Origin of the sequence: Periweissella fabalis, from assembly GCF_012396505.1 — a bacterium.
GTDB lineage: Bacteria > Bacillota > Bacilli > Lactobacillales > Lactobacillaceae > Periweissella > Periweissella fabalis.
The window spans coordinates 1-22,438 of record NZ_JAAXPN010000006.1; the positions used below are offsets into that span (position 1 = coordinate 1).

General features: G+C 36.6%; 16 protein-coding genes. 1 reads left to right on the plus strand and 15 read right to left on the minus strand.

Annotation, left to right across the window (positions count from 1 at the left end; translation table 11 throughout):
• Positions 1–379 precede the first annotated feature (379 nt).
• From lysS to pth, 10 genes are all read right to left on the minus strand, one after another.
• A complete protein-coding gene (lysS, locus tag HF964_RS06105; protein ID WP_168722170.1) occupies positions 380–1,867 on the minus strand; it encodes a lysine--tRNA ligase in 1,488 nt (495 codons plus the stop codon).
• An 89-nt stretch (positions 1,868–1,956) separates the two neighbouring features.
• The gene (hslO, locus tag HF964_RS06110) at positions 1,957–2,838 is read right to left on the minus strand and encodes an Hsp33 family molecular chaperone HslO (RefSeq protein WP_168722171.1); all 882 of its coding nucleotides are present in this window, start codon (positions 2,836–2,838) and stop codon (positions 1,957–1,959) included.
• A 129-nt stretch (positions 2,839–2,967) separates the two neighbouring features.
• Positions 2,968–5,040, minus strand: coding sequence for an ATP-dependent zinc metalloprotease FtsH (gene ftsH, locus HF964_RS06115; protein WP_168722172.1), 2,073 nt, complete (start codon positions 5,038–5,040; stop codon positions 2,968–2,970).
• A 72-nt stretch (positions 5,041–5,112) separates the two neighbouring features.
• Positions 5,113–5,682, minus strand: a complete 570-nt coding sequence (gene hpt / locus HF964_RS06120) for a hypoxanthine phosphoribosyltransferase (RefSeq protein ID WP_168722275.1) — start codon at positions 5,680–5,682, stop codon at positions 5,113–5,115.
• 19 nt (positions 5,683–5,701) lie between these two features.
• The gene (gene tilS, locus HF964_RS06125) at positions 5,702–7,060 is read right to left on the minus strand and encodes a tRNA lysidine(34) synthetase TilS (protein WP_168722173.1); all 1,359 of its coding nucleotides are present in this window, start codon (positions 7,058–7,060) and stop codon (positions 5,702–5,704) included.
• 64 nt (positions 7,061–7,124) lie between these two features.
• Positions 7,125–7,499 carry an FtsB family cell division protein gene (locus HF964_RS06130; RefSeq protein ID WP_168722174.1) on the minus strand — a complete coding sequence of 125 codons (375 nt, stop codon included), beginning with the start codon at positions 7,497–7,499 and terminating at the stop codon, positions 7,125–7,127.
• A gap of 62 nt (positions 7,500–7,561) precedes the next feature.
• The gene (locus HF964_RS06135) at positions 7,562–7,837 is read right to left on the minus strand and encodes an RNA-binding S4 domain-containing protein (protein WP_168722175.1); all 276 of its coding nucleotides are present in this window, start codon (positions 7,835–7,837) and stop codon (positions 7,562–7,564) included.
• On the minus strand, positions 7,824–9,395 hold the full coding sequence (locus HF964_RS06140; RefSeq protein ID WP_168722176.1) for a putative polysaccharide biosynthesis protein: 1,572 nt from the start codon (positions 9,393–9,395) through the stop codon (positions 7,824–7,826). The genes HF964_RS06135 and HF964_RS06140 overlap by 14 nt, the downstream gene beginning before the upstream one ends.
• Positions 9,385–12,915: a transcription-repair coupling factor gene (mfd, locus tag HF964_RS06145; protein ID WP_168722177.1), complete on the minus strand. Its 3,531-nt coding sequence runs from the start codon at positions 12,913–12,915 to the stop codon at positions 9,385–9,387. Before mfd ends, HF964_RS06140 begins: the two co-directional genes overlap by 11 nt.
• A 36-nt stretch (positions 12,916–12,951) precedes the next feature.
• Positions 12,952–13,515: an aminoacyl-tRNA hydrolase gene (gene pth, locus HF964_RS06150; RefSeq protein ID WP_168722178.1), complete on the minus strand. Its 564-nt coding sequence runs from the start codon at positions 13,513–13,515 to the stop codon at positions 12,952–12,954.
• A 190-nt stretch (positions 13,516–13,705) separates the two neighbouring features.
• On the opposite strand from pth, the gene cbpA reads away from it, so the two are divergent.
• Positions 13,706–14,362, plus strand: coding sequence for a cyclic di-AMP binding protein CbpA (gene cbpA / locus HF964_RS06155; RefSeq protein ID WP_168722276.1), 657 nt, complete (start codon positions 13,706–13,708; stop codon positions 14,360–14,362).
• Positions 14,363–14,539: 177 nt separating this feature from the next.
• Here cbpA and HF964_RS06160 read toward each other — a convergent pair whose 3' ends face one another.
• The 5 genes from HF964_RS06160 to HF964_RS06180 form a co-directional block, all read right to left on the minus strand.
• Positions 14,540–14,935 (minus strand): hypothetical protein, encoded by a 396-nt coding sequence (locus HF964_RS06160; RefSeq protein WP_168722179.1) that lies wholly within the window; start codon positions 14,933–14,935, stop codon positions 14,540–14,542.
• Positions 14,936–14,947: 12 nt separating this feature from the next.
• Positions 14,948–17,794, minus strand: coding sequence for an excinuclease ABC subunit UvrA (gene uvrA, locus HF964_RS06165; RefSeq protein WP_168722180.1), 2,847 nt, complete (start codon positions 17,792–17,794; stop codon positions 14,948–14,950).
• Positions 17,795–17,803: 9 nt separating this feature from the next.
• On the minus strand, positions 17,804–19,822 hold the full coding sequence (gene uvrB / locus HF964_RS06170; protein WP_168722181.1) for an excinuclease ABC subunit UvrB: 2,019 nt from the start codon (positions 19,820–19,822) through the stop codon (positions 17,804–17,806).
• Positions 19,823–19,946: 124 nt separating this feature from the next.
• Positions 19,947–20,576 (minus strand): YfbR-like 5'-deoxynucleotidase, encoded by a 630-nt coding sequence (locus tag HF964_RS06175; protein ID WP_168722182.1) that lies wholly within the window; start codon positions 20,574–20,576, stop codon positions 19,947–19,949.
• Between the two features lie 111 nt (positions 20,577–20,687).
• On the minus strand, positions 20,688–22,415 hold the full coding sequence (locus HF964_RS06180; RefSeq protein ID WP_168722183.1) for a phosphohexomutase domain-containing protein: 1,728 nt from the start codon (positions 22,413–22,415) through the stop codon (positions 20,688–20,690).
• Between the last annotated feature and the right edge of the window lie 23 nt (positions 22,416–22,438).

Below are 22,438 nucleotides of genomic sequence, written 5' to 3' on the forward strand. Positions count from 1 at the left end.
GGGGAGACGTTTGAAGCATAATTTACTAGCGAAATTGACATTCGCAAATTTGTTTAACTCTGAAAATTAATTTCAAAGTACTTACACATTTGATTGTCAAAACTTTATTCAGTTTTCAAAGATCTACATCGTTGCTAACAACTTAATATGTCGCAACAACATTTATTAATAATATCAGACAGCATTGTTAATGTCAACAACATTTTGAAATTATTTTTGTTGCTTGGAGAAGTTTTTAGTAACCTCTTTAACAACAAATAATATATTACTATGAACTATCATATTCGTCAATAACTTTTGTTTATTTTAATTCAAATAAACAAAATAATAAAAAAGACTTGGAATTAATATTTCCAAGTCTTTTAGTAGTCTAGCAAAATTATGGACGCATAGTTGGGAATAATAACACATCACGAATTGATTCTGAATCAGTTAATAACATAACTAAGCGATCGATTCCAATTCCCAATCCTCCTGTAGGTGGCATACCATATTCAAGGGCTTCGATAAAGTCTTCATCAATTCCTTCAGCTTCATCATTACCAGCTTCACGTTCAGCAACTTGTGCCTCAAAGCGTTCCCGTTGATCAATTGGATCGTTTAATTCAGTAAAGGCATTGGCATATTCACCACCCATGATAAACAATTCAAAACGATCAGTAAAACGAGCATCAGTATCATTTTTCTTAGCCAATGGCGATACTTCCAGTGGATGACCGTAAACAAACGTTGGTTGAACTAGAGTGTCTTCAACAAATGTTTCAAAGAATTCATTAATGATATGACCAACCGTCCAGTATGGTTCATACTTAACGTGTTTTTCATCAGCTAATGCTTTTGCTTCTTCGACCGTCATTGGTTGCCAGAAATCTACTCCGGTTTGTTCTTTAATTAAATCAACCATATGTTTACGCGCAAATGGTTGGTCTAAGTTGATTTCAGTCCCTTGATAATTAACAATTCCATTATCCGTAACAACTTTTGCGGCTGCTTTGAAGATAGCTTCAGTTTCGTTCATAACGTCTTCAAAGTTCCAAAAGGCTGCATATGATTCAAGTACGGTAAATTCAGGGTTGTGTTTAGTATCCATTCCTTCATTACGAAAGACCCGCCCAATTTCATAAACGCGATCCATACCACCAACAATTAAACGCTTCAAATGAAGTTCAAGCGCAATCCGAAGATACATGTCAATATTCAAGGCATTGTGGTGTGTAATAAATGGACGGGCTGAAGCACCACCTGCTTCAGTTTGAAGCATTGGTGTTTCAACTTCAGTAAACATTTGGCTATCCAAGTAGGCCCGTACTGCAGAAATAATCTTTGAACGTTTTTGGAATTTATCAAATGATTCTTCATTGGCAATTAAGTCCAAATAACGCTGACGATAAATTGTTTCCACATCGGTTAAACCGTGGTATTTATCTGGTAATGGACGAAGTGCCTTACTCAAGTGAGTTACATGGGTTGGTTTAATCGTCAATTCACCCATATCAGTCTTGATTAATTCACCTTCAACCCCTAACCAGTCACCGAGGTCAGCTTTTTTAAAGATAAAGTAGTTTTCTTCACCGACAACATCTTTACGCACGTAAATTTGTACCTTACCACTACGGTCTTTAATATCCGCAAAGCCAACTTTACCTTTACCACGTTTAGACATCATCCGACCAGCGATTTTTACAACAAGATGTTTATCATTTAATTCATCTTTTTCTAAATCGCCATATTCAGCATGTAAATCAGCAGCTAATGCTGTTCGATCAAATTTTTGACCAAAAGGATCAATCCCATTTTCGCGTAATTCAGTCATCTTTTCGCGACGGGCGATCATTTGATCATTCATTGTTGGTTCTTGATTTGCCACAATTATTCCTCTTTTCTGCAGTTATTCCTTTATTACTATTACAAGAAACACATAAAAATGCAAGTCTTTAAATGGAATTTACCAATGGTTTACGCTTGATTATTAATAATAGTTTGTAAATCATTTTCGCTAAATTGATAATGGGTGTTGCAATATGAGCAAACCACTTCTGCTCCATGATCATTATCAATCAAATCCTGTAAATCGGCCTTAGGTAAAGCTGCCATCCGTTCAGCAAATTTATTTTTTGAGCAATCACATTCAAATTTAACCGGAATCTTGTCAATTACATTAACTTCGGTATTATCAAACAACATCGCTAAAACATCTTCCGGTTGTTTACCAGCTAAAAGTAATTCTGACAACATAGGCATTTCTGCTAACTTCTTTTCTAATGCTGAGATTGCTTCATCGTCTGCACCTGGGAGTAATTGAATTAAAAAACCCCCGGCTGCAGCAATTGAGCTATCAGCGTTTACAAAAACCGATACACCGACTGCTGATGGGATTTGCTCAGACTTTGCTAAATAATACGTAAAATCCTCACCAATTTCACCACTAACAATCGGTACTTGCCCTGTAAACGGCATGCCAAAGCCTTGATCTTTAGTAATTGTTAAAAAACCATCTCTACCAACTGCTTGAGCTACATCGATATGTCCATCTGCTTTAGGTGCTAAATTAACATGTGGGTTTTGAATGTATCCTTTGACGATTCCCTTGGGGCTTGCTTCAACAACCACATTTCCAACTGGCCCTTGACCATCAAATTTGATACTTAACTTATCATCACCTTTCAAAATTGATGACGCCATTAATAAACCACCCGTTAACGTACGACCCAATGCTGCTGATGAAGAAGCCCAAGTATCGTGTAGCACTTGCGCTTGAGCAACTAGATCAGTTGTTAAAATGGCATATGCACGAAAATTGCCATCTTGAGTAACACTTTTAATTAAATAATCTGACATTATATTCTCCTATATTATTTATACTTACGTTTATTTTAGCAAAAATTAGAACTTGATTGTACTTTCGTTACTATTTTCATGCAAAATAAAAAAGTCTTCCCAACCAGTTGATTAGGAAGACTTTTTTATTTATTTTTCATTCACATCATTATCCGTTGAATCAGATGCTGTATCATCATTTTTTGCTTCTTCTGGTTGCGTATATTGAGCGGCTTGTTCCGCATCTTTTTTAGCAGCCTCAGCTTTAGCTTCTTCAAAAGTTGCTGCTGAATGTTCAGCATTCGCTTGTGCTTCAGATTCAGCTGGCATTAAACCAGTTTCAAATAAGCTCTTAATTTCCTTAGCATCAAGGGTTTCGTATTTCAACAAGGCTTCCGCAATTGCTTTATGTTGCTCACGGTGACTTGCAATGATTTCCTTAGCTTGTTGGAATCCTTCAGTTGAGATACGACGAATTTCTTCATCAACCATCCGTGAAGTTTCTTCAGAAAATGGTGCATTACCACCAAATTGTTCACCAGCAAACATGGCACCGCCACCTTCAAGTTGAACCATCCCGACTTTGTCAGACATTCCATATTGGGTAACCATAGCACGGGCAATCCCTGTTGCCTGTTGGAAGTCATTTGAAGCCCCAGATGATTGTTGGTGGAAGATAATTTCTTCAGCCGCACGACCACCCATCAAACCAGCGATTTGATCCATTGCATCATCCTTGTTAAGCAACATTTGATCTTCTTTTGGTAAGACAATCGCGTAACCACCAGCACGACCCCGTGGCACAATTGTAACTTTGTGAACCACGCGAGCGTTGCTTAAAACCATCCCCACTAGGGCATGTCCAGCTTCGTGGTAAGCAACCGTTTCACGTTCATGTTTAGAAATCACACGATCTTTCTTAGCTGGTCCAGCAATAACGCGGTCTTCAGCTTCATCAACATCAGATGCATCAATTTCTTGCTTATTGCGACGAGCAGCGAGTAACGCAGCTTCGTTAAGCAAGTTCTCAAGATCAGCCCCTACAAAACCAGGCGTTTGTTGGGCAATCACTTTTAAGTCAACATCAGCTGCCAATGGCTTGTTCTTAGCGTGCACCCGAAGAACTGCTTCACGCCCTTTAACATCCGGTGCGCCAACTAGGATTTTACGGTCAAAACGACCTGGACGAAGTAAGGCTGGGTCTAAAACGTCAGAACGGTTAGTTGCTGCAATAACAATAACTGCATCAGTCTTTGTGAATCCATCCATTTCAATCAACATTTGATTAAGAGTTTGTTCACGTTCATCGTTACCGCCACCCATACCTGAGCCACGTTTACGACCAATGGCATCAATTTCATCAATAAAGATGATTGATGGTGAAGTCCGTTTGGCATTATCAAAGAGATCACGAACCCGTGATGCCCCAACCCCAACAAACATTTCAACGAAGTCTGATCCAGAAATTGAGTAGAATGGTACCCCAGCTTCACCGGCAACGGCTTTAGCAAGTAAAGTTTTACCAGTTCCGGGAGGGCCTTCCAACAGTACACCGGCTGGAATGCGGGCACCTAAAGCTGCAAACTTTTTAGGATCTTTCAAGAAATCAACAACTTCAACTAGTTCTTGTTTTTCTTCTTCAGCTCCGGCAACATCTGCAAATCGGATTGTATTTGACTTTGGATCTGCTGGCTTAGCCTTAGATTTACCAAAGTTCATTACACCGCCACGGCCGCCACCGCCACCTTGACCAGCTTGACTCATCATCAAGTAGAATAAACCAACAAGTATTAACATTGGTACTAAGGTAATTAAAATATTACTTAGAATTCCTGATGGTTGTGACTTAACTACTTCAGAAGCGTCACCTTTTTTAGTTGCTTCTTGAATTTCCTTTACAACAGGATCATTAGTTAAAACGGTTGTAGTAAAGCTTGTTACTTTATTGGTTGTTGAACCACCTAGTAATGGTGACTTACTTGAAACTGTTTGAGCTTTCTTGTAATCACCAGAGATTTTATAAACCCCATTACCAGGTTGAATTGAATAGGTTTTAATTTTCCCACTCGTTAACTGGCTAGTGAATTTTGTTGCATTAATTTCTTGTGTACCACTTTGACTACCGCCATTGGTGAAAAAGGTAATTACCCCAATTACGGCCAAAAACATAATGATATATAAGAAAGAATTGCGGAATACACCATTATTCCGTCGATTATTCATATATGCCTCCTTGCTGAATCTTTCGAATTTAGCGTTAGCTTATCCATTTAATTGATAATATACCACAGTTGACTAATCTTGACCATTTAATGTTGCACTATCTTCAGCAGTATATACCGCTGGCTTTAAAATCCCAACATATGGTAAGTTACGATATAAATCTTTATAATCTAATCCATATCCAACCACAAATTCATTTGGGACATCAAAACCGATATAATCAACATCGATATCAACAACCCGGCCTTCTTTTTTATCAAGTAGGCTTGCAACCTTGATACTTGCTGCACCACGTTGTTCTAATAATTCAACCATGTACTTTAAAGTTCGACCAGTATCAACAATATCTTCCAAAATGATAATATCCCGGCCTTTAACATCCGTTGTTAAATCAGTGCGCAATGTTATTGTCCCCGCTGATTCAACACCCCCATGATAACTTGATACATCAATAAATTCAATTTCAGCATATTCATCCATTGCTCGCATAACATCAACTGTCCAAAGGATTGCACCTTTCAATACTGAAAGTAAAATTGGGGTCTTACCAGCATAATCTTGCGCTAATTGAGCACCTATTCGTTGCGCGGCGGCTGCAATATCTGCCTCGCTATATAAAACGCGCTCAATGTCGTTGTTCATTGTCATTTAACAAAATCTCCTATTTAATCTCTGGAATATAGTGTACTTCATAGTTTACCTGATCGGCATTAACCCAATTTGCTTTATAACCAACTACCCATAGCACTTGATCATGTGCATCAACCATTATAGAGATTAAATCACGTTCTTCAATTGGAACTTTGGCATCGATTAATACTCGTGTAACTTTTTGATGCCCATTTTTTAATGTCAATTTATCTCCACGCTTACGATTTCTTAAATGTAATGGCCAAGCATTGGGTTCAAGATGAAATGGGATAATTATAGCGTTATTATTCAAATCTTGTGGCTGTGTTGTTTTTTGTTTAACAATAAATTTACCACCATTTGGCAATAAATACCACTCATTCAATGTTATCACATTATCTACTAAGTTTTGTTGTTGATTAGCTTTTATTGTAATAGCTAATAAATCTAATTTTTTATATGTTTTAACCAACTCATATTCTTGATTTAATCGAATGCGGCCATTGGGGTGGTTAACATTATAATATAAATGCTCAATTTGCTGTAATTGTGCTTGTTTGATACTGACATTAGGCAATTTTATTGCTAAATATTCCTTCAAAGTTGCTTGAAACCAAGTTCGTGGAATTTGTTGCCAATCTTGTGTTTTTTGAATCATCTTTAAATATAAACTTACTTGTTCTTTAATCATGGTATCAACATCAGAAATTTGTTTGGCATATTGATTAATCTGGTTTAAAGCATCGCCGTTTTCGGCCATAATTTGTGGCAAGATGGTATTTCGAATTCGATTACGGGTATATATCAAATCTTGATTACTCTCATCTTCAAACCAAGGTAATGCATTGATTTTAGCATACTCGATTAGCTGTGCTTTAGGGATGTTAAGCATCGGTCTTACTAAGCTACTTTGCTCATCAAAAGTACGCGACCAACGAATGCTTGCCAATTGTTCCCATCGGCCGCCACGAAAAAGTTTCATCAAAAAAGTTTCAGCTAAATCATTGGCGTGATGTGCAGTCAAAATTTTAGTTGCCTGATATTTATGTGCTATTTTTTTTAAAAATTGATAACGAATTGTTCGACCAGCAGCTTCGACTCCACTTTGAGGATGCTTTGCTTTAATCCAGGTTAATGCCTCGTAGCTAAAGCCATAACTAGCTGCTTGTTTAGCAACAAATTCAGCTTCATCGGCTGCCTGAGGACGCATATCATGGTTAATATGCACTACGATAACTTTGCTACAATCATGAATTTGAGCCAAAGATTCTAATAACACTTGTGAATCAACTCCAGCAGAAGCAGCAACTACCAAGATATCAGCAGATTCAAATAACTGATGTTGCTCAATATTATTTTGAATTTGCTTTACAATATTAATTTTTTTCACCACTATTAGCCCCCTTTATTTTTAACATTAAATAAATAAAAAGCTACGCCATAGCGTAGCCCTTTTATTTATTAGCATCTGGATCAGTTGCTGGCAAATTATAAACTTGTTCACCATCTTTAGTGTACATATACTTTTCACGAATTAATTGTTGTAAATACGTTGAATCATGTAACGAGGTTACCTGTTGTTTAAGTTCAAGATTAGTTTGTTTTGCTTTTGCAACTGTTTGATTCACTTCGGCAATTTGTTGTTTAACAATTTTGTACTGTACCATACGATAACCAATCGTTAGCCCACAAACAACTAAAAAAGCAACCGTCATCCACCGCAACATTTTACGGCGACGACGATGGATACGAGCATGGTATGAATCTCGTTTATTATTTAAACTTTCACTTGCTCGAATGTCTTGCTTAAATTCTGAATTTAATTGCATACTTTTAGCCCTCACCGTTTTTTAGCACTTACATATTTACAATATATTCTACCACGAACACCTTATGCTTCATTGTCAAAGCTTTGTTCGTAATCTTCTTTTAATACTTGATACATCTTATCGGCATCTTCTTTTTTAGTTGTTTCAAGCAATGCAAGTACTTCAATAACTAAAGTTTTATTTCCAAAATGAATTTCTAATTCATCATTAATGTTTAAATTAGATGATGACTTAGCTTTTTTGCCGTTAATCAAGATACGACCTTGATCAGAAATGTCTTTAGCAACACTTCGACGCTTAATGATACGTGAAACCTTCAAAAATTTATCTAATCGCATTTGTTTTCCTCAATTTCTTGGTTAATTTAATAATGAACTTGCCCTTAGGCAAAAGTTGCCATTCGCTATCAGTTAAAGTTTGTTGCCATATTGACAAACTAACAAAAACAAGTACTCCTACTATACTGCCAAGCATAATTGGTAGTATTGTTATTATACGGCTTGAACCGACTAATGAAGTAACTTCATAAGTTATAAATTTAACAAGTACCGCCATAATAATCAAGTGTAGACCAATTTTTACTAGCAATTGCCAAGGTAAGAAAATTACTTGTAATCTTTTAGGTAAACTAATAAGAATGTAGCCTAACATTAACCCTAATGAGATAATTGTCGCCCAACTAGCGCCAATTAAGCCGATATACTTAATTAGTAATAAGTTTAAACCTATTTTGCTGATTAAAGCAACTAATATCCCACGTGATAAAAAATTTGTTAAGTCCAAACTTTGTAAAATGCTCGTTAGCAAGATTAAAATCGACATACTTATGATACTTAAAACGTACACAGCTAAAACATTACTTGATGTCATACTACCAAAAAGCAGGTAATTAATTTGGGGCATTAAACACATCATCCCCACAGTTGCTGCACTAGCTAACCAGACGGTCAACCGTAGTAAACTCCGCCCAGTTGTTGCTACGCTGTCCCACTTACCTGCCAAATAAGCATGTCTTAATTGTGGAACTAACGCTGTCCCAAAACTGGTCGCTAAAACGAGGCCAAATTGAACTAATGGCTGGGAGCGATCATAACTTCCTTTTGCCATTTTTGCGGCTGTTTCTGTCATACCATTACTAACCAAACTATTTTTGATGGTGAACGAATCAACTAATTGCAAAATAATTAATAATGCTGCCAAAATACATACTATAGCCCCTTCACTACATATCTTTTTTAGCAATCCCCAATCCATTTTACTTGCACGTGTAATTCTCCAATAATGGATTGTTGATTTAATAAAGAACATGCTTGCACACGCACTTGCGATAGGTGCTGATAACATCGCCAATGTGCCCATTAAATAAACATCCATTCCAATTTTCATCGCTTGATAGGCAACAACTACAATAATAACAACACGTACTAATTGCTCAATCACTTGTGAATAAGCAGTTGGCCGCATATTTAATTGTCCTTGAGCAACCCCACGTCCAACTGCTAAGATTGGCATCATTATGAACATTAGGCTAACTGCACGAATAACATTAGTTAATTGCTGATCACCCATCCACTTAGCCAATGCAGGAGCCGTTATATTTAGTAAGATCACGATTATGCATGCTATTACAAATAATAGCCGTAATAGTTGACCTGCTAGCCTATCTCGCGCCTCATCAGTTTCCGCAACAATTAATTTTGAAATAAAGTTTGGAAGGCCATTTAATGCTAAAATCATGCCAATTCCATAGATGGGATAAATTTGTTGATAAACATAAAAACCCGTATCACCAACAAAATTTTCCAAAGGAATTCGATACACCGCACTTAAAACTTTAGCAATTAGTGCCGCAACTGCCAAAATAGCCGTCCCTTGTGCTAACTTATTATTGCCCATTGGATTCCTCATCAATTACTTGCGTTTCATTAATTGCGGTTAAATAGTTACTTAGTTCTGTAAACCAAATTGCCTGTGTCATATTAGGTTGGATAACAAATTTAATCTTAAGTGCCTCATTGTTTCCTTGGCTAACTACAGAACGTAATTTTGTATGGCCTAAACTTGTCATTAAATTTTCCATAGTCAGCACTTTGACCGCATGCGCTGAGAATTGCACAAAAATAAAGTTGCTTTCTTGCCAAATTTTTTCAACTAGTGTTACATCCGCTAACGTCTTTAAACGACTAATTTGTAAAAGATTGGCAACCTCATCAGGATAATCACCAAATCGATCTACTAAGTCTTCTTCTACTTCGATAAATTGATCTTCTTTGGTTGCTTGCCTAATACGACGATACATTTCAATTTTTTGACCTTGGTCGTCAATATAAGTACTTGGAATATATGCTTCAATCGCCAAATCAATTTCAGCATCTGATAATGTAGTCTTACCTTGTCCGCGTTTTTTAGCAACTGCTTCAGTTAGCATCTGTGTATATAAATCGTAACCAACTGAATCAATAAAGCCATGCTGTTGCTTACCTAATAAATTACCAGCTCCACGAATACTTAAATCACGCATAGCAATTTTGAACCCGGAACCTAGTTCTGTAAAATCACGAATTGCTTCCAATCGTTTTTCGCTTTCTTCATTAAGAGTCCGATTAGCTGGATATGTAAAGTATGCATACGCCACTCTTGATGAACGACCAACTCGACCTCGAAGTTGATAAAGCTGAGCCAGTCCCATATGATCTGCATTTTCAATAATTAATGTATTAGCATTTGGAATATCAACACCCGTTTCAATAATTGTTGTGGCAACTAACACGTCATATTCACGATTAATAAAATCATATAGAACTGTTTCTAATTGATTTTCACTCATTTGACCATGAGCGTAAGCAATCCGCGCCTCTGGTACTAATGATCCTAAATATCCTGTCACTTTTTCAATGTCATCAACACGATTATGAAGATAAAACACTTGACCTTGACGCCCCATTTCACGTTCAATCGCATCAGTAATGACCCCACCATTTTGTTCCATTACGTAAGTTTGAATTGGATAACGATTAGCTGGCGGGGTTTCAATTACTGATAGATCACGTACACCTAACATTGACATATGCAATGTTCGTGGAATTGGAGTGGCGGTTAAAGTTAATACATCAACATTGGTTTTTAATTCTTTCAAGCGCTCTTTATGTTTAACCCCAAACCGTTGTTCTTCATCAACAATCAATAAACCGATATCAGCAAACACTACATCTTTTGACAATACGCGATGTGTCCCAACAACTATATCAATCGTATGTTCCTTCAATCCAGAAATTGTTTCTTTCATTTGCTTTGGTGTTTGAAAACGTGATAATAAACCAACTTTAACCCCAAAATCCGCAAATCGTGCTTGCATTGATTCAAAATGCTGTTGTGCTAAGATGGTTGTCGGTACTAAAATAGCGACTTGTTTTTGATCTAAAACGGCTTTATATGCTGCCCGAAAGGCAACTTCAGTTTTTCCAAAGCCAACATCACCAACTAATAATCGATCCATTGGCCGTTGTTTTTCCATATCAGCTAAAACTTCAGCGGTTGAGCGTAATTGATCAGGCGTTTCAGTATATGGAAATGCATCTTCAAATTCCTGCATCTCTACTTGATGGGGACTGAATGCATATCCCTTAGCTGCTTCCCGTTCAACATATAGTGCTAAGAGCTGATCGGCAATATCTTCAATTTGACTGGCAACCTTACGTTTAGTTTTTGCCCATTCTGTCCCACCTAGCTTATTAATTTTAGGCGATTTATCTTCCGCACCAACGTATTTTTGAACTAAATTAAGCTGAGAAGCTGGAATAAAGATTTTAGCATCTTTTTGATAGCCAATTGTAATGTAATCTTGGTGTACACCATGGATTTCTAGAGTTTGCATACCTTCAAATACCCCAATACCATGGTTAACGTGAACCACATAATCACCAACCTTAAGTTCTGAATAGCTTTTAATACGTTCTGCATTAGCTAAAGTTTGCCGTTTGGGGTGCGCTTTTTTTCGAATATTTGCAAAAATTTCATTTTCAGTTAAAATTGCTAAGCGTTGCGTTGTTAATTCAAATCCACTATGTAGTTGGCCCACTGCAACTTGTACTAGTTGTTTTTGAATTTCATCTTCTTTAACAATTATTACCTGAATTTCAAAATCTGCTAGAATACGCTGAATTTCAATTATCCGTTCTTGCACATTAGCTAAAATTACCACCGTATATTTTTGTTTTTGCCAACGTTCTATTTCAGCTTTTAATAACGGTAGTTGCCCAAAGAATTGTTGCATAATCCGGGAATTAACTTGTACTAAATTATCAAGCTTTAATTTTCCGATGCCTTTTTGAAATTGACTAACAATTACTTGAGCATGCTCACTATGATGTACAATATCTATTAAGTAATTAGCCGTTTCAATCTGTGGAAGTACTTGCTGCTTAGCTAAGCGATCAGCAATCCATTCAGCATCATTAGTAATAAATTGTTGTTCAACGTCTTGTAAATGCGCTAAATCTTCAAAAATCAAAATTCCATTAGGTTGCAAGTAATCTATTAACGATGCCGCTTTGGGATAAAAATAATCTATATATAGACTCAATTCTTGCGAGCGAACTGAGGCATCACTAGCTAATAGTGGTGCAAAATATTCTGTCAGATGCTTCTTATCAGCACCCGCTAAACTATTGCGGTGCATTGTCATGGCCGCTGATAACTTTGTTTGCCCCATGGTTAAAGTTTCACTATTAAGGACAAACTCATTAACTGGTAAGACTGTAAAACTTTCAACGCTGGTCAATGATTTCTGTGTAACAATATCAAAAAAACGCATTGAATCAATTTCAGTATCAAAAAAATCAACTCGTAATGGATTCTCAACTCCAAATGGATAAACATCTATAATTGACCCACGAATGGCAAAATCGCCCGGCTTGTCAACCATTTTTACCGGTTCATACCCCATCATCAGCAACTGTAGTCGAATATTCTCAAATTGATATTCAGTTTTAAAATCAAAATCTAATTTTGCTGCTTGGAAAATAGTTGGTGGTGTCAGTTTTTTTCGGATTCCGGCTAACGTTGTAACAATAACAACCGGTTGATCAGTTAATAATGCATTTAAAGTTGCTAATCGTGCAGCTCGGGCATCCGGTGAGGCGGTTGCCAATTCAACTTCAATACGGTCTTCAGTTGGAAAATTCAAAACTTGCTCTTCTGTTAGGAAGTTCTTTAAATCTTCAGTAATTTGATCAGCATGTAGTTGATTATCCGCTACAATTATTTGTGGTTGGTTTAAATGATCAAAAAACGAAGCATAATAAGTTGTTCTTGCTGCACCTGTTAAACCAGTAATTAATTGCCGTGTATGAGGTAACAAATGTTGTAAAACGTTTTGGAATTCATCCGTTCTAGCAATCAAATCTTGAATTTGCATCTTTCAACTCCTTTTATAGATTATTTTGTTATAAAATTAATTAAATTTATTCATAGTTGCTTGGAAGTTATCATTAGATACCCAATCTTCAATAATCTGGATTGCTAAGATTATTCCATCTGCTAAAGGTTGTTGCTGATCCTTACTAAATTTACCTAACACATAATTAACAACTGCATCTTGTGTATGTGCTGGATGATCAATTCCAAATTTTAAACGCTTAAATTCTTGAGTTCCAGTATGAGCAATAATGCTCTTAATTCCATTATGACCACCAGCTGAACCCTTTTGACGTAGGCGTAATGACCCCATCGCTCGATCCATATCATCAAAAATAATTAATATATCTTCAATAGCAATATCATAATACTTCATCAAAGCTGCAACCGCGCGTCCTGAATCATTCATATACGTTGTTGGTTGTACCAATAATACTTTTTCACCTTTTAGCTCAGTTTGAGCAATAAAAGCTTCTTGTTTGACTTTATTTAAGTTAATTTGCAATTCTTTACTTAATGCATCAACTACCATAAATCCTACATTATGGCGTGTTTGTGCGTATTTTTCTCCAATGTTTCCTAAACCAACAATCATTTTCATTATCTATCTATATCCTCATTTCATCATGCCAAATCAGAGGAGGCCTGAAATGGCCTCCTCTGATTTTTAATTTAAATTCTATTAAAAATATTATACCATGCTGGTGCCTTTTTCACCGATTGTTCTATTTTTTTACCCTTTCATATGATAAGATTAGATATTATCTCAGCAAATTCTAATCGGAGGCAAAATTTTGGATATTTCGTTCATAAAACCTAAGCAAATGCTCACAATAGTTCATGAAAATACAACAATTGCTGAAGCACTTGATATCTTTGAAAATTCTAATTTTCGTGCAATTCCGATTTTAGATACAACCGGTGAACTTTTCCGTGGGAATATTTATAAAATGCATGTATATCGTCATATGGCTGAACACGGTCAAATGGATTTACCAGTTACGACATTAATGCGTAACTCAACTAAATTCATTAATCTTGATGCAGCTTTTTATTCTATTTTCTTTGCAATTCGTGACTTACCGTATATCGCTGTTTTGGATCACCAAAATCATTTTTATGGGATTTTGACGCATGCAAGTTTGATGGAATCACTTTCAACGAGTTGGAATGTTGACCGTGGCTCATATGTTTTGCGGGTTCGAACGCCTGGACAACGAGGTGATTTGCAACTAACATCTAAAGTTATTTCTAAATATACTGATATTGAGGCTGTGATGACGTCAAATTCACATCCTGAGAATAAGTCAGTTGATATTTTATTTACTTTGCCAATCGGCCTTGATAATATGCTTTTACAAAAGATTATTCGCGGTTTACAACGTAAAGGTTATCCAGTTGTTGAAATTGAAGATTTACAGCTAAATCGTATTTCAAAGATATATTAAAAACATGGCAAATAGCGGCTATGACATATTTAAAATTTAGTAGTAATTTGCTTATAGAACGTGTCTCAAAAGGTAGATACTAGCATAAAATATGAAAATCCCGGCCGAATTTTTTTAATTCGGCCGGGATTTTCTAATCTTATACCGTATCTATACGGCTTTGGGCACATTTTTTAATTATTGTGCACTTTTATCTGCATCGCTAGCTTCAGTAGCTTCCAAAAAGTCAATTAAACCAGCACTGTCAATGCGACCATCTAAAACCATGCCCACACCAGCCATAAAATTCATTCCTGTTTGGACACCATTATAAAATGCCTTAGCAGTTTCATCACTTCCTACTTGATCAACAATTGCATCAGTATATGCTTTTTGATAATCACCTAAACGACCAATCAAGTATGATACTGTTTTAGCACGACCTAATTCCGTTGCTAATTGTTTTACTTGTTCAGCAATCTCAACATCATCGGTATCAATGGGCATTCCATTAGCAAAATTCAAAAATGCCTTGCTAATTGCTTCTGCTTCAATTGCATCTAATTTAGTAAAACTCCGTACGTGCTGCTTCATAATGTAAATCTCCTACTTTTTTTCCATTAATTCTTTTGTGCGTGCCATTATTGGCCCTAAATACTGTCCAGTGTAAGAACTTACTACTGAAACAAGTTCTTCAGGCGTCCCAGTTGCTAAAACTGTACCACCACCAGCACCACCTTCTGGTCCCATATCAATTAAATAGTCCGCTGCTTTAATTACATCTAAATTATGTTCAATAACCAAGACCGTATTTCCAGCATCAACTAAGCGATTTAGGACAACCAATAAACGCGCAATATCATCAGTATGCAGCCCTGTTGTTGGTTCGTCAAGAATATAAAAATTCTTTCCGCTTGCTTTTTTGTGTAATTCTGATGCTAGCTTCATTCGTTGTGCTTCCCCACCGGATAAAGTGGTAGCACTTTGACCTAATGCCACATATCCTAAACCAACATCTTGAATTGTTTGTAGTTTACGTCTAATTTTGGGAATTGGCTCAAAAAATGCTAAAGCTTCATCAACTTTCATTTCTAAAACTTGAGCAATATTTTTACCTTTGTATTCAACTTCCAGAGTTTCTGAATTATAACGTGCTCCATGACATACCTCACATGGAACGTATACATCTGGCAAGAAATTCATTTCAATTTTTATGATACCATCACCATGACACGCTTCACAACGGCCACCTTTAACATTAAATGAAAAGCGACCCTTTTTATAACCACGCATTTTAGCTTCATTCGTGGTAGCAAATAAATCACGGATATCATCAAAAACACCAGTATACGTAGCTGGATTAGACCTTGGTGTTCGACCAATTGCACTTTGATCAATATCTACTATTTTCTCGATATTTTCATAACCCAAAATTTCATCAAATTTACCTGGCTTTTCAGAATTGTTATTTAATTTTTGTTTCAAAGCACGTTTTAAAATCATATTAACTAATGTTGATTTCCCTGAACCAGATACCCCGGTGACTGCTATAAATTTACCTAACGGAAAATCAACGGTCACGTTTTGTAAATTATTTTCAATAGCACCAACAATCGTTAATTTTTGGCCATTCCCCGCACGGCGCTCCATCGGTAATGGAATAAATTTTTTACCTGATAAATATTGACCTGTTAATGATTTAGTTGTTCGAGCAACTTGTTTAGGAGTTCCTGCTGCCATTACTTGGCCACCTAAATCACCTGCTCCAGGACCAATATCAATTAGATAGTCCGCTGCCCACATGGTATCTTCATCATGTTCAACCACAATTAAAGTATTACCTAAGTCACGCATTTTCTTTAATGAAGCAATCAAACGGTCATTATCACGTTGATGTAATCCAATTGACGGTTCATCAAGAATATATAAAACTCCGGATAAGTTAGAACCAATCTGGGTTGCTAATCGAATTCGCTGTGCTTCGCCTCCCGAAAGAGTGCGCGCTGAACGTGATAATGTTAAGTAGTCCAAACCAACATTTTCTAAGAAAGTTAATCGATCAATTATTTCTTTAATAATTGGTTGCGCAATGGTTGCATCTTGTTCACCGAACGTTACTTGCTTAAAGAATGCTAATTCTTCTGTAACAGCCTTTTCAGAAATCGCTGCAATATGCTGACCATTTATTTTAACTGATAATGCAGCGGGATTTAAACGATACCCTTGACAAGCTACGCACGTCAATTCTGTCATATATTGGCGCATTTGATCACGGGTGAAATCTGAATTAGTTTCTTTATAACGTCGTGAGATATTATTAATAACACCTTCAAATGGTGCATCAACATCACGAACACCACCAAAATCATTTTTGAAATGAAAATGAAACTTTTTCTTACCAGACCCATATAAAACCAAATCTCGTTGTTTTTTCGTCAACTTGTTAAATGGTATATCCATTGGGATTTTAAATTGTTCAGCAAATTGTTCCAACATTGCTGGATAATATTGTGATGAGATTGGACTCCAAGCAGCAATTGCACCATCTGCTAACGTCATTGTTTTATTGGGCACAATTAAATCTTCATCAACTTCAAGTTTAACCCCTAAACCTTCACAGACCGGACAAGCACCCAATGGAGCATTAAATGAAAATAAGCGTGGTTCTAACTTGCCAACGCTAAATTCTTTTAATGCACCTGTGTAATGATCAGAAAATGTCACCTCTGTTTGTCCAATAATATCGATTGTTACTAATCCTTCAGCCAAACGCATTGCAGATTCAATTGAATCAAATAAGCGGGAACGAATACCATCTTTTAAAACAATTCGATCAACAATAATTTCAATCGTATGTTCTATATTTTCATCTAATGAATAGTCCTCAGCTAAATCAACAATTTCACCATCTAAACGAATTCGTACAAAACCTTCTCGCCGAATTTTTGCAAAAATTGACTCGTGAGTCCCGGTCTTAGCCACAATAACTGGGGCTAGAATTTGAAGCTTGGTCCGTTCAGGATAATGCTGCAAAATATAATCGGCAATTTGCTCAATTGAAGGTAGCGTAATAACACCATCTGCGGCCGTATCTGGCTTTCCTACCCGAGCCCAAAGTAATCGTAGATAATCATTAATTTCAGTTACTGTACCTACCGTTGAACGTGGATTTTTAGAAGTTGTTTTTTGATCAATTGAAATTGCCGGACTTAAACCATCAATTGAATCAACATCTGGCTTATCCATTTGGCCTAGAAATTGACGTGCGTATGCCGAGAGGCTTTCTACATATCGGCGTTGTCCCTCGGCATATAATGTATCAAATGCTAACGATGATTTTCCTGATCCAGATAGTCCTGTTACAACCACTAATTTATCTCGTGGAATTGTTACATCAATATTTTTTAAATTATGGGCTCGAGCCCCATGAATTACAATCTTATCATTTGCCATACTTTACCCTCAAGCTTTTTTAAGTGCCTTTAATTCCATTATCGTATCACGCAATGTTGCAGCCTCTTCAAAATCAAGCCGTTTAGCTGCATTCTTCATTTGATCCTCTAAACTGGCTAAGATTAATGCTTGGTCAGCTTTTTTCATATCTTTAAATTCAACTTCCGTTAAACTAGCTGATTGTGATTGTCCACCGTCAGAACTAGGCTGCGTAATCGAAATTAGATCACGAACTGGTTTGATAATTGTTTCGGGCACAATTCCATGTTCAGTATTATATGCCATCTGAATTTCCCGTCGACGAGCAGTTTCAGCCATTGCATTTTTCATTGAATCAGTTATCTTGTCAGCATACAAAATAACATGGCCCTTACTATTTCTGGCAGCACGCCCGATTGTTTGAATCAATGATCGTTCATTTCGCAAGAACCCTTCTTTATCTGCATCTAAAATCGCAACCAATGATACTTCTGGTACATCAATACCTTCACGTAGCAAATTAATTCCAACTAGTACATCAAACTTTCCTAGCCTTAAATCACGAATAATTTCTGTACGTTCAAGCGTCTTAATGTCAGCATGTAAATATTTGACTTTAATGCTTAAATCGTTAAAGTAATCTGTTAAATCTTCTGCCATTTTTTTCGTCAATGTTGTAATAAAGACGCGTTCATTACGATCAACACGCTCATTAATCTCACCAACTAAATCATCAATTTGTCCCATTACTGGTCGAACTTCAACAGTTGGATCAAGGAGCCCTGTTGGCCGAATGATTTGTTGGGCGATATCATTTGCTGGGACCCGCTCAGTCTCATAGACTCCCGGCGTTGCTGACATATAAACAATTTGATTAACGTGCTTTTCAAATTCTTTAAGCGTTAACGGCCGATTGTCTAGTGCAGATGGTAATCGAAAACCATAATCAATCAACTGCTGTTTGCGAGCTCGATCACCATTATACATTCCCCGAATTTGAGGCATTGTAACATGGCTTTCATCTACAACAATCAAAAAATCATCCGGAAAGAAATCAAGTAAGGTAAATGGTGGTTCGCCAGCCTTGCGGCCATCCATATGCCGTGAATAGTTCTCAATTCCTGTTGTGAAGCCCATTTCTTTAAGCATTTCAATATCATATTCAGTCCGTTGTTTCAATCGTTGTGCTTCAAGTAATTTTCCTTCATTTTCAAGGATTTTTAGTTGTTCTTCCAATTCTGCTGCAATTGTACGCGTTGCTCGCTCAACAATCGCATCATTAGTCATGAAATGCTTAGCAGGAAAAATCGACACGTGGGCTTGATCACTAAGAATTTCACCTGTTAATGAATCAATTTCACGAATTCGATCAATTTCATCCCCAAAAAACTCAATTCGTAGAGCTTTTGAATCACTAGAAGCTGGAAATATCTCAACCACATCTCCTCGAACTCGGAAGCGACCACGTTGAAAATCAATATCATTGCGTTCAAATTGGATATCAATTAATTGCCGCAATAAAGCATCACGTTCAACTTCCATACCCGCCCGCAAAGAAATAACGTGCTCTTTATATTGATGCGGATCACCTAATCCAAAAATCGAAGAAACTGATGCCACCACAATAACATCATCACGCTCTAGTAATGATGCCGTTGCTGAATTTCGTAACTTATCAATTTCATCATTCACAGATGAATCTTTTTCAATATATGTATCTGAGGATGGTACATATGCTTCTGGTTGATAGTAATCATAGTAAGAAACAAAATATTCAACAGCATTATCTGGAAAAAATTCTTTAAATTCACTATATAGTTGCCCGGCTAATGTTTTATTATGTGATAAAACAAGCGTTGGTTTGTTAACTTCTTTAATAACATTACTAATCGTAAATGTTTTACCTGTTCCGGTTGCCCCTAATAAAATTTGTTCCTTTTCCCCTGCATTAATCCCTGCAACCAGTTGATTAATCGCTTTTGGTTGATCTCCGGTTGGTTTGTATTTTGAATGTACTTGAAATGCATGTGATGTCTCACGATTAATCATAAGTGACCCCTTTCAAAATAAATAATCGAATAAAAAAGAAAGCTTAATTCTAAGCTTTCTTTTTACTTAATTATTTAATTTTACCATATAGAACGATTGTTCGGTTAAATAATCACCGGCTTAACTATTTTAAAATAGTTTTCGTTAAAGCCATTAATTTACCACGATCAGAAAATTCTTGATCTAGCATTTCCGGCAATACAGATTTGATTACATATTTAACACTCGGCATATCACCAAATTCCAACATTGTTTCTAAGCTTTCTTTATAAATTTCAACGAATACTGGCTCTGGATTGCCCTTTTGAATTTCGCCAAATGCTTCATAAAGTAAATCTAATTTATCCGCAACTGATAAAATACGTCCTTCTAAGGTATCGTCCTTACCTTCTGTCAAACGACGACGATACCGGTCCGCTAGTTCTGATGGAATTTCATTTTCAATAAAGTTTTCTGTTAACGAATCCTCAACATCTGAAAGCATCATTCGTAACGTATGCGTCGCATATTTGACTGGTGTCTTAATATCACCAATAAATCGCTCCGTATAGTCGTGATTAAGAGCTTTTTCGTATAAGCTTTGCCAATTGACCTCATTGCCATTAACTTCCTCAATATCGCCTAAAAATTGAGCAGCTTGGGTTACCTTCCATGAGTGAGCAGCTACGCTATGTCCTTGATACTTGAAATATCCTGGCGCGCGTACAACCATCTCAAGTTCACTTAATCCTTGCAAGTATTCGTGCATCCCCATTGAAATATTCCTCCGATTTGTTTTATATATCCTATCAAAATGCGAAAAAAGTTGCAATATCTAATTGATATTGAAAAAATCCTGGGGATGTAGCATAACTATTTTTAATTATTATGCAATAAAATCACTAATTGCTGTTTCAAACGCAGCTAATTGTTTTAATGACTGTTCTTCCGAACTAGCCACCGTACCAATATAGAATTTAATCTTAGGTTCAGTTCCTGATGGCCGGACTGCAATCCATGTGCCATCGGCAAGATGATATTTTAAAACGTTGGCAGTCGGTAACGTAAGTGGTGTAACATTTCGTGTTTCGACATCTAGAGAAGTTTGCTGACTGAAATCTTCAATTTGTACAACCTTAACACCTGCAAATTCCTTTGGTGCTTGTTGGCGGAATTTAGTCATGATTGCATTAATTTGCTCACTACCATCAACTCCGGCAAAAGTCTCAGAAATAGTCTTTTCACGGAAGTAACCATATTCTTCAAACAAACCTACTATGCCATCATAAATTGTTTGTCCCTGTGCTTTGTAATATGCTGCTACTTCAGCTAATAAAACTAGTGTTTGGATGGCATCTTTGTCATGTGAAAATGGTTTGATTAGATACCCGTATGATTCTTCAAATCCAAACATGAAAGTATGTGTGCCAGTTGCTTCAAAATTTTCAATCTGCGCTGCAATATATTTAAATCCTGTTAAAACGTTAATCATCTCAACATTAAATGATTTAGCAATTGCGGTCGCAAATTCAGATGACACAATTGATTTAACTGCTGCCGCATTCAATGGTAGTGTCCCAGCATTTTGATTGGCTGTTAAAATGTAGTGTAATAAGACACCAGCAATTTGATTCCCAGTTAATAATTGATAATCTCCATTAGGTAATCGAACTGCCGCACCTAGACGATCAGCATCTGGGTCTACAGCCATCAACAAATCAGCATCAACTTTTTGTCCAAGCTTAATGGCCAAATCAAAGGCAGCAGGTGACTCTGGATTAGGTGATGTAATTGTTGGAAAATCACCATCTATTACCGCTTGTTCTGGTACGATTACATAATTATTAAAGCCTGCATTCTTAAGTGCTCGCTCACCAATCATTTGACCGGTTCCATGAAGTGGAGTAAAGACAAGCTTCATATCTTTACCAACTGTGTCAATTAATTCTTGATTGATCGTAACGGTTTTAATCGCTTGTAAGTAAGCTTGATCAATATCTTCTCCAATTATTTTGACAGTCCCAGCAGCAATTAATTCTGCCTCATCGGCTGCTTTAATATTGAATAAATCAATTACATCACGAATATAACCTGTAATTAAATCAGATTCTTTAGGCGGCATTTGACCACCATCTTCACCATAAATTTTATAACCATTATATTCTTTAGGATTGTGCGATGCTGTAATCATAATTCCTGCGTAAGTATTTAAGTGTCGAACTGTAAATGACAACTCAGGGGTTGGCCGTAAGCTTTCAAATACATAAACCTGAATACCATGCGCACCCAACACGCGGGCTGCTTCATGTGCAAATAATTCTGAGTTATGGCGTGAATCGAAACTAATAGCAACGCCACGTTTACGTTCAGCAGCTGACAACGTATCCATAAATTTTGCCAAACCTTCAGTTGCTTGACGGACAGTATAGATATTCATCCGGTTAATACCAGCTCCTAATACTCCACGCATCCCTGCTGTTCCAAAACTCATTGGTTGATAAAAAGCATCTTCTAATGCTTCTTCATCATGTACTTTAGCATCCAATTCACTTCGTAAATCAGTTGCTAAATTTTGGTAATCCCGCCAGACTTCATAGTTATCTTTCCAACTCACAATATTTGCCTCCGCATCGTTAA